An 11,940-nucleotide genomic window follows, 5' to 3' on the forward strand; every position below is an offset into this window, starting at 1 on the left:
GAGTCACCATGCGCCCTGCCGTCGCCCTGTTCGCCATCGTGCTGGGCCTGCTGCCACTGGCGAGCTCCGCCGCTCCGGTACTGACCCCACCGGATGCCGGCATCGACGGCCTGATGCAGGCCTACGACGGCCAGGTGCCCGGCGCTGCAGTGCTGGTCCTGCACGACGGGCAACCGGTGTTCCGTCGCGGCTATGGTCTGGCGGTGGTGGAAGACGGTACTGCAGTGACCGCCGCCAGCAACTTCCGGCTGGCATCGGTCAGCAAGCAGTTCACCGCTGCGGCGGTGCTGCTGCTGGTGGAAGACGGCCGGCTAGGGCTGGACCAGCCGGTGCGGCGCTGGCTTCCGGAACTGCCGCAGGCCGCAGCGGCCATCACCCTGCGCCAGCTGCTGTCGCATACCAGCGGCCTGCTCGACTACGAAGACCTGATGGACCCGGCGGACACACGGCAGGTACACGATGCCGATGTGCTGGCCCTGCTGTCGCGCGAGGACCGCCTGAACTTCGCACCCGGTACGCAGTACCGCTACAGCAACAGCGGCTATGCACTGCTCGCGCTCATCATCGGCCGCGCTTCCGGCCAGGATTTCGCCGCCTTCCTGCAGCAGCGCATCTTCGCGCCGCTGGGCATGGCCCACACCCTGGCCCACCAGGACGGTATTGATACGGTGGCCGCACGTGTCTATGGCTACAGCTGGATCGACGGCCGCTGGCAGCGCACCGACCAGAGCACCACCAGCGCCGTGCTCGGGGACGGCGGCATCTATTCCTCGCTGGACGATCTCGCCCGCTGGGATGCCGCGCTGTATGACGACCGCCTGCTGTCGAAGGCTTCGCGCCGCGCGATGTTCAGCCCGGCCACGAACACATCGGAACCGGACGTGCCGAATTACGGTTTCGGCTGGCGCCTGAACGGCCCGGTGCAATGGCACAGCGGCGAGAGCATCGGCTTCCGCAACGTGATCGTGCGCCACCCGGAAAAGCACCTGACTGTGATCGTGCTGACCAACCGCAACGATCCCGAACCCTATCCGCTGGCGCAGAAGATCGCCCAGCGCTGGCTGGACACCCTGCAATGACCCCCGGTTCCGACGCCCTGCTGGGCATCCACCACGCTGCGCTGATCTGCAGCGACTACGCACGCTCGAAGGACTTCTACGTGCGCATCCTCGGCCTGCGCGTGCTGGCCGAGAACCACCGCACCGCGCGCGACTCCTGGAAGCTGGACCTGGCCCTGCCCGACGGCGGCCAGCTGGAACTGTTCTCCTTCCCCGCGCCGCCGCCCCGGCCCAGCCGCCCCGAAGCCCAGGGCCTGCGCCACCTCGCGTTCCGCGTGGCTGCACTGGAACCCTTCATCCAGCGCCTGGCCGCGCATGGCGTCGCCTGCGAACCGATCCGCGTGGACGAGTACACCGGCCGCCGTTTCACCTTTTTCGCCGATCCGGATGGCCTGCCGCTGGAGCTGTACGAGGTAGGTTGAGCGTTTTTCAATCGAGATTCATCCATGCACGGCATGGATCTACAGTGTCGACCAAGGTCGACACCCACCAACAGCAGACCATGCCATTCCGGCAGATCGCAGGACTCTGTCGAAGGCGGGGTGGGTCCGGTTGCGGGGGCGTGAGCCGCATGGATGCGGCGACCGAGCTTACATGGACGTACTTGCAGCGGCCCCCGCAACCGGACCCACCCCGCCATCCCGCGGAATGCTGGCTGTTGCTGTTACCTTCGCCTCTGCGGGTGCAGGGCGCAGCCCTGCAAAGCCCCCCCTTTCCCATACCCCGCCGAATGGGTATACAGTCGACCGGTACCGGCATCGTGCCGGAATGAACCCTGGGAGGGGACCATGCGCAAGACCTTCAAGACCCTGCTGCTGGCATTGCCGCTGTGCCTGGCCGCGCTCTCGGCGCAGGCCGCCGATGGCGCCGCCGGCCGCTGGAAGACCATCGACGACAAGACCGGCAAGGTGAAGTCGATCGTCGAGATCAGTCAGGCCGCCAACGGCACGCTGACCGGCAAGGTGGTCGACATCCTGCACTCGGACAAGGGCCCGAACCCGGTCTGTGACGGCTGTGAAGGCGCCAACAGGAACAAGCCTGTGAAGGGCATGACCATCCTCTGGAACCTGAAGGCCGACGGCGCCAACAAGTGGTCCGGCGGCACCATCCTCGATCCGGCCAATGGCAAGACCTACAAGTCGAAGATGGAACTGCAGCCCGGCGGCACCAAGCTGGACGTGTCCGGCTGCATCGCCTTCATCTGCCGCGCGCAGACCTGGCAGCGCGAGTAAGCGCCCCGGCCCCCGCTTCATCCCCGTGACCCGGCCCCGGCCGGGTCACCTCGTTGCGGGCATGCGATACTCTGCGGTTCCCCTCGGCTTCACCCCGCGACCATGACCCGTACCGCGCTCGTCACCACCGCCCTGCCCTACGCCAACGGCCCGCTGCACCTGGGCCACCTGGTCGGCTACATCCAGGCCGACATCTGGGTGCGTGCGCGGCGAATGAGCGGCGGCAAGGCCTGGTTCGTCTGCGCCGACGACACCCACGGCACGCCGATCATGCTGGCCGCGGAGAAGGCCGGGGTCACCCCGGAAACCTTCATCGCCAACATCCAGGCCAGTCACGAACGTGACTTCGCCGCCTTCGGCGTCGCCTTCGACCACTACGACTCGACCAATTCGGCGGCCAACAAGGCGCTGACCGAGCAGTTCTACCTGAAGCTGGAAGCGGCCGGTCACATCAGCCGCCGTTCGGTCGCGCAGTTCTACGACCCGGCCAAGGGCATGTTCCTGCCCGACCGCTACGTCAAGGGCATCTGCCCGAACTGCGGCAGCCCCGACCAGTACGGCGACAACTGCGAAGTGTGCGGCGCCACCTATGCGCCGACCGACCTGAAGGAACCGCGTTCGGTGATCTCCGGTGCCACGCCGGAAATGCGCGATTCGGAGCACTTCTTCTTCGAGGTGGGCCACTTCGACGCGTTCCTGCGCGAATGGCTGGCCGGCGACGTCGCCCTGCCGGGCGTGAAGGCCAAGCTGGGTGAGTGGCTCAACGCCGAAGGTGGCCTGCGCGCGTGGGACATCTCGCGCGATGCACCGTACTTCGGTTTCCAGATTCCCGGCCAGCCGGGCAAGTACTTCTACGTCTGGCTGGACGCGCCGATTGGCTACCTGTCCAGCTTCCAGACCCTGTGCGGCAAGTTGGGCGAGGACTTCGAAGCGCACCTGCGCGCCGGTACCGCCACCGAGCTGCACCACTTCATCGGCAAGGACATCGTCAACTTCCACGGCCTGTTCTGGCCGGCGGTACTGCACGGTACCGGCCATCGCGCGCCCACCCGCCTGCACGTCAACGGCTACCTGACCGTGGACGGCGCCAAGATGAGCAAGTCACGCGGCACGTTCGTGATGGCACGCACCTTCCTCGACGCCGGCCTGGAGCCGGAAGCGCTGCGCTACTACTACGCCGCCAAATCCGGCGGTGGTGTTGACGATCTCGACCTGAACCTGGGTGACTTCATCGCCCGCGTCAACGCCGACCTGGTCGGCAAGTTCGTCAACCTGGCCAGCCGCTGCGCCGGCTTCATCAGCAAGCGCTCCGACGGCCAGCTGGCCGCACAGCTGCCGGATCCGGCGCAGTACCAGCGCTTCGTCGATGGCCTGGCGCCGATCCGTGAAGCCTACGAGCGCAACGATCCGGCCGCGGCGATCCGCCTGACCATGACCCTGGCCGACGAAGCCAACCGCTACATCGACGACGTCAAGCCGTGGGTGATCGCCAAGCAGGAAGGCGCCGATGCGCAGCTGCAGGCCGTGTGCAGCCAGGGCCTGAACCTGTTCCGCGTGCTGGTCACCGCCCTGAAGCCGGTGCTGCCGGCCACCGCCGCGCAGGCCGAGGCCTTCCTGGCCGCGCCGGTGAACGACTGGACCGAGCTGGCGCAGCCGCTGCTGGGCCACCGCATCACCGACTACACCCCGCTGTTCACCCGTATCGACCCGAAGAAGATTGACGCCATGATCGACGCCTCCAAGGACACCCTGCAGCCGGCCGCCGCTGCCGCCCCCGCCGCCAAGACCGACGCCGCCAAGCCGGCCGCACCGGCACCGGCACCGGCACCGGCCAAGGACGACGCAAAGAGCGCCGACGCCCCGGCCTACATCGGCATCGACGATTTCGCCAAGCTCGACCTGCGCATCGGCAAGGTGCTGGTCTGTGAGTTCGTGGAAGGTTCGGACAAGCTGCTGCGTTTCGAACTGGACGCCGGCGAGCTGGGCAAGCGCCAGATCTTCTCGGGCATCCGCGGCAGCTACGGCGAGCCGGAAACGCTGGTTGGCCGCAGCGTGGTGTTCATCGCCAACCTGGCCCCGCGCAAGATGCGCTTCGGTCTGAGCGAAGGCATGATCCTGTCGGCCGGTTTCGACGGCGGCGCGCTGGCGCTGCTGGATGCCGACAGCGGCGCACAGCCGGGCATGCCGGTCCGCTGATGCCTGCAGCGGGCGTGGTTGCGGCCACGCCCGCCGGCAGCACCGGCCACGGGGCAACGCGATGGGAGGCAACGGAATGGAACTGGCGCTGTTCGACTTCGACCACACCGTGACCACCTGCGATACCTACGGGCGTTTCCTGCGCCGCGCGGCCACCGCCGAACAGCTGGCACAAGCGTGGTGGAAGATTGGTCCTTGGTTGGCCGCATACAAGCTGAAACTGATCTCGGCCGAGCGCATCCGCGCGCGCGTCACCCGTTTGACCTTCAGCGACCGCCACAGCGATGACATCGCCACGCTGGCCGCCGGCTTCTCGCGTGAGTTCCTGCCCGACGTGGTGCGCCCGGAAATGCTGGAGCAGATCCGCTGGCACAAGGAACAGCAGCACACCGTGGTGATCGTGTCCGGCTCGCTGGACCTGTACCTGCGGCCATGGTGCGAACAGCTGGGCCTGCAGTTGATCTGCAACCGGCTGGAGAGCCAGGACGGCCGCCTCACAGGCCGTTATGCCGGTGGCGACTGTGGCCCGCGCAAGGTTGAGCACATCCGTCGCCAGTTCGACCTGTCGCGCTACGTGCGCATCCATGCCTACGGTGACAGCTCCGAAGACAAGCCGATGCTGGCGCTGGCCCACGAGCGCTGGTTCCGTGGCAAACCCCTGAAATGACCCAAACGCGCAGCCTTCGCCACGCATGAGCCTGATCCCTCCACTGACCGAACGCCTCGACCGCCTGTTGCCGCAGACCCAATGCGGGCAATGCGGCTACGACGGTTGCCGACCGTATGCACAGGCGATGGCGCGAGGCGAAGCAGGCGTGGACCGCTGCCCGCCCGGTGGCGATGCCGGTGCACGCACGCTGGCCCAGGTGTTGGGCGTACCGGCAATTCCATTCGATCGCTCGCGCGGGGAGCACAAGGCGCCGCAGGTGGCGTTGATCGTGGAAGCCGACTGCATCGGCTGCACCAAGTGCATCCAGGCCTGCCCGGTGGACGCTATCGTCGGCGGCGCCAAGTACATGCACACGGTCATCGCCGATCTGTGCACAGGCTGCGAGCTGTGCATCCCGCCATGCCCGGTGGACTGCATCGAACTGGTACCGGCGTAGCAACGGGACCAGCCGACGGTGTGGGGGGAGAGTCGACTGTCAGTGGGCTATCGCGCGCAGCGCGGGATCTTGCGCCGCCGGAACGAAGAGCAGTCGACTAACAGTCGACTCTACCCTCCCCCCAATCTGCTGATGGGACCTGGCCCCATCCCGCAGTTACGGCACGGCCGCCGTCACCACGATCTCGACCTTCCACTCGGCGTGGGCCAGCTTGGCTTCAAACGTCGCGCGGGCCGGGGTGGCACCTTCCACTACCCATTCGTCCCAGGCCTTGTTCATACCGTCGAAGTCGGCGATATCGGCCAGAAACACTTCCGCGCGCAGCACGTGCTGGCGATCACTGGCCACCAGCGCCAGCAGCTTGTCGATCTCAGCCAGCACCTGCCGGGTCTGCCCGGTGATGTCCTGGCTGGTGTCTTCCGGAATCTGGCCGGAGAGGTAAGCGACCTTGTTGTACACGGTCATTTCGGACATGCGCGGTCCGACGTCGTAACGCTCCATCATGGGCGTGGCTCCTGCGGGTGATCAGGCCTGCATTGTCCTCCAAACCGGTCAACGATGGGTGCAGGCGAGTCCTCCCCGCACCGTCACTACCGGCTTCCGACAACGGTGCTGGTCAAATCCCAGCGACAGGCGCACGATGCGCCACGGCTGCATTGACACCGCCCTCGCCCTCCCTGACGCACGCTTGCGCCGATGACCGAAACCACCGACCCCGCCACCGCTCCTTCCACCCCGGCATGGAAGCGGGTCCTCACCATCGTCGTCCCGCTGCTGATCCTTGCGCTGGCGCTGCACGGCCTGGCCAACGAGTTCGATGAGAACGGCTACCGCGCCATCCGCCATGCCTTCCACCGGCTCAGTGGCACGCAGATCGCGCTTACTGTCGTGCTGGGCCTGGCCAGCTATGCCTGCCTGATCGGTTTTGATGCCATCGGCCTGCGGCGCAGCGGCATCCGCGTGCATCCGGCGCGCATCGGCATTACGGCCTTCCTTGCACACACGCTCGGCCAGACCGTGGGCTTTGCCGCATTGACCGGCGGCGCGGTGCGCCTGCGCGGCTATCGAACCGCCGGCCTGGACCTGGCGCAGATCGGCCAGGTGGTGCTGATGAGCACGCTCGGCTTCATGTTCGGTGCGTGGTTGTTGATCAGCGTCGCCTTGTGCATGGAACCGGCGGCAGCGGCGCTTGCGCTGCCCTTGAATCCCGGCGCGGTGCGTGCGGTCGGCATCGTCGCCCTGCTTGCCTACGCGGCCACGCTGCTGCTGGTCGGGCGCGAAGGGCGCCAGTTCAGTGTACTGGGGCATGCCCTGTGGCTGCCTGACCGCCGCACCATGATCGGCGTCACCGTGCTCAGCGTGGTCGAGCTGGTACTGGCCAGTGCCGCGTTCTACGTGCTGCTGCCGGACTCAACGCCCACCGGTCTGCCCGGCTTCGTCGGCCTGTATCTGGTCGCGGTGCTGGCAGGCCTTGTCTCGACCGTTCCGGCTGGCCTGGGCGTATTCGAGTGGAGTCTGCTGAAGCTGCTGCCGCAGGTCGCACCGGCGGCAGTGTTGGCCGCTGCGCTGATCTACCGCGTCACCTATTACGTGCTGCCACTGGTGCTTGCCACCCTGCTGGCCCTGGCACCCGCGCTGCGGCAACCGCTGCAGGCCGGTGCCGGGGCCACCCGTGCCGGCTGGATCGCCCTGCGCCCGTGGCTGCCGCAGATCATCGCGCTGGCGGCGTTCAGCATCGGCGCCGCGCTGGTCATCGACGGCACGCTGCCGACCCCACGCCGCCATCTGGTCAACGCATCACTGCCGATCCTGGAAACGTCCCATCTGATCGGCAGCCTCAGCGGCGTCGCCCTGTTGCTGATCGGCCAGGGCCTGGCCCGGCGCAGCCATGCCGCGTGGATGCTGGCGATGGCCGTGTGCGTGATCACCCCGTTGCCACTGTGGCTGCGCGGCGGCCAACCGTTGATCGCGGTCTCCGCGCTGCTGGTGGCGATGGCGCTGTGGGCCGCACGCCGCGAGTTCTATCGCCAGGGCGCGCTGCTCGATGAAGCGTGGTCCTGGCCATGGCTGCGCAACCTCGGCCTGGTGCTGGTGGCCGTCACCTGGCTGCTGTTCTTCACCTACAGCCATGTCGAATACCAGAACGAGCTGTGGTGGCAGTTCGCCCTGTCCGGCAATGCACCACGCGCGCTGCGTGCGCTGCTGGTGGTGGCGATCGCGCTGGTGATGTTCGGCCTGGCGCGGTTGCTGCACAGTACGCGCAGCCCGCTGCCAGCCGCCGACGAGGCCACGCTGCAATCACTGGCGCCGGTATTGGCCGGTGCCACCGATACCCAGGCCTGCCTGGTGCTGACCGCCGACAAGGCGGTGCTGCGCGATGAGGCGAAACAGGGCTTCGTGATGATGCAGCGCTACGGCGGTTCGCTGATCGCGATGGGCGATCCGGTCGGGCCGCCCGAGGTCGCGCGCGCGTTGATCTGGCGCTTCCGCGAGGAGGCCGACCGTCTCGGCCTGCGCCCGGTGTTCTACCAGGTCGGCGAGACCTACTGGCAGACCTACCTCGACCTGGGCCTGGGCCTGGTCAAGCTGGGCGAAGAAGCCATGGTGCCACTGCATGACTTCGGCCTGGAAGGCCGCGAACGTGCCGACCTGCGCCAGGCCTGGAACCGCGGCAAGCGTGGCGGGTTGTCGTTCCGCGTAGCACCGGTGGAAGAAATTCCCAGCCTGCTTCCGCGCCTGCACGCGATTTCCAACGCATGGCTGGAAGACAAGGCTGGCGATGAGAAGGGCTTCTCGCTGGGCAGCTACGCCCCGGATTACCTGGTGCGGTTCCCGGTAGCGCTTGTGGAAGCCGACGGCCAGATCGTGGCCTTCGCCAACCTGTGGCAGGCACCGGCCGGTGCCGAGCTGTCGGTGGACCTGATGCGCCACGTCAACGAGGCACCGAAGGGGACGATGGACTTCCTCTTCATCGAACTGTTCCTGTGGGGGCGCGCGCAGGGTTATGCGCGTTTCTCGCTGGGCATGGCGCCGCTTTCCGGCCTGGCCCAGCATCGCTTGGCCGGTCGCTGGAACCGCCTGGCCGGCCTGCTGGCCCGGCATGGCGAACGCTTCTATGGGTTCAGTGGCCTGCGCCGATTCAAATCAAAGTTCGACCCCCAGTGGCGGCCGCGCTATCTCGCTGCACCCGGCGGCATGCATCTGCCGGCCGCGCTGCTGGATGCCACGCGCCTGATCTCGCTGGATCCGCGGCGGAATTGACGTCCCCGATCCGCCGGGCATAGCCCGGCGCTACCGGCTGCACGGTAGGTGTCGACCTTGGTCGACACGGCGGCGACAGTGGTCGGGCATGGCTTGACGCTACACCCCGCCCTTGAGGATCACTTCGGCCAGGCGGTCGTAGTCACCATTGAAGTGATGGTCGCCCGGCAACTTCACCCTCTGCACGCCGTCATTGGCCGGCAAGTCCGGGCACAGTGCGTCCTCGTCCTTGTCACCGTACACGCACAGGGTCTTGCCGGCCGGCAGCCTGGCCACTTCCGGCGCGATCGGCAGCCCGTCGCCGCCGCCGCCCAGCCAGTTGCTGACGTGGAATTCGAAGTCGGCCTTCCTGCCCACCGACAGCAGCACGATGCGGTCGAGCGCCTCGCGGGTGCCAGCGTCAAGCTGGTTGATCGTGGCCGGCAGCACATCGGCACCCTGCGAAAAACCGATCAGCATCACTTTGTCGCGGTGCCACTGCTGGCGGTAGTGATCGATGATCTTCTGCAGATCTCCGGCAAAGCCCTTCGGCGTGCGTTCGCTCCAGAAATAGCGCAACGAGTCGATGCCGACCACAGCCATACCGTGTTCGTTGAGCGACGATGCCACATCCTTGTCCAGGCCGGCCCAGCCACCATCGCCGGAGACGAACACCGCCAATGTGTCACCGTTGCCGGCGGCCGGCACTTCCACCACCGGCAGGCCCTTCAGCGCAGCCGGCGGCGGTGCCAGGCTGACACCGGCCTGCGCACCGATCACCCGTGCCGCGGCCACCAATCCTGGTGAGGCATCACCGCGCCCGGTGCGCTTGAACTCGCGCGCCATCGCCACCTGCTGTACGAACCGGCTGGACTCGCCCACCTTGCAGCCGTGATCACCTGCCGCACTCAACCACGGAATATTCAGTTCGGCCGGCTGGAGTCTGTAGTGCTTCACACCATCGCCGCAGACCATGCGCTGGTGGTTGTGGTCCGGGCAGAAGCCGGTGGTCAGTACACCGGCGAACACCTGGGTATCGGCCTGCGCTGCCAGCGAATAGGCCATCTCGGCACCTTCTCCATCACCGCCGACCAGCGGCAGGTGGTAGCCGGGCAGATGCAGCGAGGCCTGCAGCCAACGTGAGAAATTCTCGACGTCACCGGAACCGAACGAACAGGTCGGGTCCCCCTCGCGCTTGAGCACACCGCGCAGGTGCGCAATGTCCACTGCCGCGACCAGCGCGCCATCGGCACGCAGGGCCTCGATCGGCAGGCGGCTGGTGTCACCACCGGCCGTGGGTTCGTGGAACCAGATCACCACCCGTTGCGGCGTGCCGGATGGCATGTGCACCGGAATCTGCTCGAACCGCCCATGGCTGAACTGCTGCGGGGTCACTGCCGCCGTTGCCGGCAGCGCGGCCAGCGCCAGTACCACACCCATTGCCCTGCCCAGCCCTGCACGCTTCATATCGCATCCCCGATGGAATGCGCACACGATACGCCGCCGCCGCGTGCACGGCACGTACCGGCGCAGGCCGTTGGGGATTCAGTGGGCTGCGGCCCGACGGCTGCGACGGTAAAGCGCCATCGCCAGATACAGCAGCCAGCCAACGATCACCGCGATCACCACTTTCTGTCCCAGCCCACGCGGTGGACCACCACGCCACAGCACATGCAGCCACAGCAGCACAAAGGCCAGCCATGCCCAGCCCCAGAGCAGGCCCGCAGCGGACTGCCAACCCGGTTCGCGGCGCAGATACCAGGCCTGCAGCAGCATGCCGACGCTGGCACACAGGAACGCAGTGTTGGCTGCCAGCCCATGGATGAACGGTGCCAGCAGCGGTGTTGCTTCAGGCAGCCAGCTGTCGCCGATGGCGACCGTCGCCAGCCCCAGCGCGGAAACCGTGAACAGCAATGGTGCGGCCGCACTGCGCCGCGGGCCGATGCTGCCGCGATACAGCGCAATGCCAAGCGCCGCAATGGCCAGCGCCAGCAGGCAGTAGGCAGCGCGCAATGCCAGCCCCCACGGCCCGTGCAGGTACAGGCTCAAGGTCGCCCGCACCCAGTCCAGATCACTGCGCGCAACCTGGGTCCACAGCGCGGTGGCCACGAACAGCACCAGTGCCACCAGCGCCAGCACCGCCGCCGGGCGTGCACGGCTCATGGTGCGGCCTCTGGATGCCGCGTCTTCCACTCGGCCAGCGCCTTGCGGTAGCGCTGCAGCTCATCGGAATACAGGTCCAGCACACACAGCGGGCAACCACTGCCGCAGCATTCGTTGGGGCCGGGTTCTTCCGGTGGCAGCGGGCGGGGATCGGGATCAGGGACGGACACGGTCGGAAACGGCAATCATTGGAAACAGGTCACCAGTGTACCGGGCCGGCTCAAACGCCCAGCTGACGTCGCAGGTTGTCACGGGCGGCCGCGTCCAGGCGCTGGTGGAAGAACTCGCTGAGGAAGATCCGCGGAGCGCGCAGCAGGCCCTGCAGGAAGCGGCGACGGCCGGCACGGTACAGGAAGCCCGGCACCACCCCTTTGTATTCTTCGGCCACGCCACGGTCATAGGCAGCGAACACCGGTTCCGGCGCGGCCAGGATCGCCATGTCGCAGTCCAGGAACAGCGCCGCCTCGGCATCCACATCCTCCGGACCAAGCGCCCCGTGGCGAGCGGTCAGCAGGATCAATTGCTCCACGCGAGCGGCGTCGACAGTGGCAAGCTCTGGCGCCTGTGTGATCGCCTGCAAAGCCAGCTGCGCCGAACGCGCCTCGTTGTCCTTGCGCCCCGCCTGGTAGATCGCATCGTGATAGAGCACGGCCAGATAGATCTCGGCCGGCTGCTTCCAGCCGGGGCCGTCGGCGACCTCCTGGCAATGCTGCAGCACCGCGCGCACATGGCCGAAGTGGTGGTAGGCCCGTGGCGGCGTTGCATAGCTGTCCTGCAGCGCCTGCCACTGCGCCGGGGCAAGCGTCAGCGGTGAGAAGTCCATGACCGGATCATCCCGCCTGTGCCGGCGCCGGGCAAGCTGGCGGTTTTTTTCACCATGCACTCACAACGCTTGCCGGGCGGGGCCCGGAGCCAGTTGTCCACAGCTTTCTCGAGCGCTGGTCC

12 protein-coding genes are annotated in these 11,940 nt (G+C 67.3%); 7 read left to right on the forward strand and 5 right to left on the reverse strand.

Translation table 11 applies throughout. The features are described from left to right. Window positions 1-8 precede the first annotated feature (8 nt). The 6 genes from D7Y61_RS07320 (at window position 9) to rnfB (ending at window position 5,592) form a co-directional block, all read left to right on the forward strand. Window positions 9-1,079: a serine hydrolase domain-containing protein gene (locus D7Y61_RS07320; RefSeq protein ID WP_180865719.1), complete on the forward strand. Its 1,071-nt coding sequence runs from the start codon at window positions 9-11 to the stop codon at window positions 1,077-1,079. Next, the gene (gloA2, locus tag D7Y61_RS07325) at window positions 1,076-1,480 is read left to right on the forward strand and encodes an SMU1112c/YaeR family gloxylase I-like metalloprotein (protein ID WP_180865720.1); all 405 of its coding nucleotides are present in this window, start codon (window positions 1,076-1,078) and stop codon (window positions 1,478-1,480) included. The genes D7Y61_RS07320 and gloA2 overlap by 4 nt, the downstream gene beginning before the upstream one ends. A 366-nt stretch (window positions 1,481-1,846) precedes the next feature. Continuing rightward, window positions 1,847-2,290, forward strand: coding sequence for a DUF2147 domain-containing protein (locus tag D7Y61_RS07330; protein ID WP_093999776.1), 444 nt, complete (start codon window positions 1,847-1,849; stop codon window positions 2,288-2,290). 102 nt (window positions 2,291-2,392) lie between these two features. Further along, window positions 2,393-4,486: a methionine--tRNA ligase gene (gene metG / locus D7Y61_RS07335; RefSeq protein ID WP_180865721.1), complete on the forward strand. Its 2,094-nt coding sequence runs from the start codon at window positions 2,393-2,395 to the stop codon at window positions 4,484-4,486. Between the two features lie 76 nt (window positions 4,487-4,562). After that, window positions 4,563-5,153 carry an HAD family hydrolase gene (locus tag D7Y61_RS07340; RefSeq protein WP_180865722.1) on the forward strand — a complete coding sequence of 197 codons (591 nt, stop codon included), beginning with the start codon at window positions 4,563-4,565 and terminating at the stop codon, window positions 5,151-5,153. 25 nt (window positions 5,154-5,178) lie between these two features. Further along, on the forward strand, window positions 5,179-5,592 hold the full coding sequence (gene rnfB, locus D7Y61_RS07345) for an Rnf electron transport complex subunit RnfB (RefSeq protein WP_180865723.1): 414 nt from the start codon (window positions 5,179-5,181) through the stop codon (window positions 5,590-5,592). A 156-nt stretch (window positions 5,593-5,748) separates the two neighbouring features. On the opposite strand, the gene D7Y61_RS07350 is transcribed toward rnfB, so the two are convergent. Next, window positions 5,749-6,096, reverse strand: coding sequence for a RidA family protein (locus tag D7Y61_RS07350; RefSeq protein WP_005418155.1), 348 nt, complete (start codon window positions 6,094-6,096; stop codon window positions 5,749-5,751). 192 nt (window positions 6,097-6,288) lie between these two features. On the opposite strand from D7Y61_RS07350, the gene mprF reads away from it, so the two are divergent. Further along, window positions 6,289-8,853 (forward strand): bifunctional lysylphosphatidylglycerol flippase/synthetase MprF, encoded by a 2,565-nt coding sequence (mprF, locus tag D7Y61_RS07355; protein ID WP_180865724.1) that lies wholly within the window; start codon window positions 6,289-6,291, stop codon window positions 8,851-8,853. Between the two features lie 99 nt (window positions 8,854-8,952). Here the strand turns inward: mprF and D7Y61_RS07360 are convergent, their stop codons facing one another. From D7Y61_RS07360 to D7Y61_RS07375, 4 genes are all read right to left on the reverse strand, one after another. Further along, entirely contained in the window at window positions 8,953-10,299 is a 1,347-nt protein-coding gene (locus tag D7Y61_RS07360) for a virulence factor family protein (RefSeq protein WP_275943047.1), read from the reverse strand. Between the two features lie 78 nt (window positions 10,300-10,377). Next, complete coding sequence (locus D7Y61_RS07365; protein ID WP_032130397.1) at window positions 10,378-10,995, reverse strand: DUF998 domain-containing protein; 618 nt, start codon at window positions 10,993-10,995, stop codon at window positions 10,378-10,380. After that, window positions 10,992-11,165: an oxidoreductase-like domain-containing protein gene (locus D7Y61_RS07370; protein ID WP_049398321.1), complete on the reverse strand. Its 174-nt coding sequence runs from the start codon at window positions 11,163-11,165 to the stop codon at window positions 10,992-10,994. The genes D7Y61_RS07365 and D7Y61_RS07370 overlap by 4 nt, the downstream gene beginning before the upstream one ends. A 50-nt stretch (window positions 11,166-11,215) precedes the next feature. After that, window positions 11,216-11,818: an HD domain-containing protein gene (locus D7Y61_RS07375; RefSeq protein ID WP_032130395.1), complete on the reverse strand. Its 603-nt coding sequence runs from the start codon at window positions 11,816-11,818 to the stop codon at window positions 11,216-11,218. Window positions 11,819-11,940 lie beyond the last annotated feature (122 nt).

The organism is Stenotrophomonas maltophilia, assembly GCF_013464485.1.
GTDB classification, from domain to species: Bacteria; Pseudomonadota; Gammaproteobacteria; order Xanthomonadales; family Xanthomonadaceae; genus Stenotrophomonas; species Stenotrophomonas maltophilia_AW.

Coding starts and splice junctions, on each gene's coding strand:
- D7Y61_RS07330 (WP_093999776.1), top strand. CDS start 1,847: ATGCGCAAGACCTTCAAGACCCTGCTGCTGGCATTGCCGCTGTGCCTG.
- mprF (WP_180865724.1), top strand. CDS start 6,289: ATGACCGAAACCACCGACCCCGCCACCGCTCCTTCCACCCCGGCATGG.
- rnfB (WP_180865723.1), top strand. CDS start 5,179: ATGAGCCTGATCCCTCCACTGACCGAACGCCTCGACCGCCTGTTGCCG.
- D7Y61_RS07340 (WP_180865722.1), top strand. CDS start 4,563: ATGGAACTGGCGCTGTTCGACTTCGACCACACCGTGACCACCTGCGAT.
- D7Y61_RS07360 (WP_275943047.1), bottom strand. CDS start 10,299: ATGAAGCGTGCAGGGCTGGGCAGGGCAATGGGTGTGGTACTGGCGCTG.
- gloA2 (WP_180865720.1), top strand. CDS start 1,076: ATGACCCCCGGTTCCGACGCCCTGCTGGGCATCCACCACGCTGCGCTG.
- metG (WP_180865721.1), top strand. CDS start 2,393: ATGACCCGTACCGCGCTCGTCACCACCGCCCTGCCCTACGCCAACGGC.
- D7Y61_RS07365 (WP_032130397.1), bottom strand. CDS start 10,995: ATGAGCCGTGCACGCCCGGCGGCGGTGCTGGCGCTGGTGGCACTGGTG.
- D7Y61_RS07320 (WP_180865719.1), top strand. CDS start 9: ATGCGCCCTGCCGTCGCCCTGTTCGCCATCGTGCTGGGCCTGCTGCCA.
- D7Y61_RS07350 (WP_005418155.1), bottom strand. CDS start 6,096: ATGATGGAGCGTTACGACGTCGGACCGCGCATGTCCGAAATGACCGTG.
- D7Y61_RS07375 (WP_032130395.1), bottom strand. CDS start 11,818: ATGGACTTCTCACCGCTGACGCTTGCCCCGGCGCAGTGGCAGGCGCTG.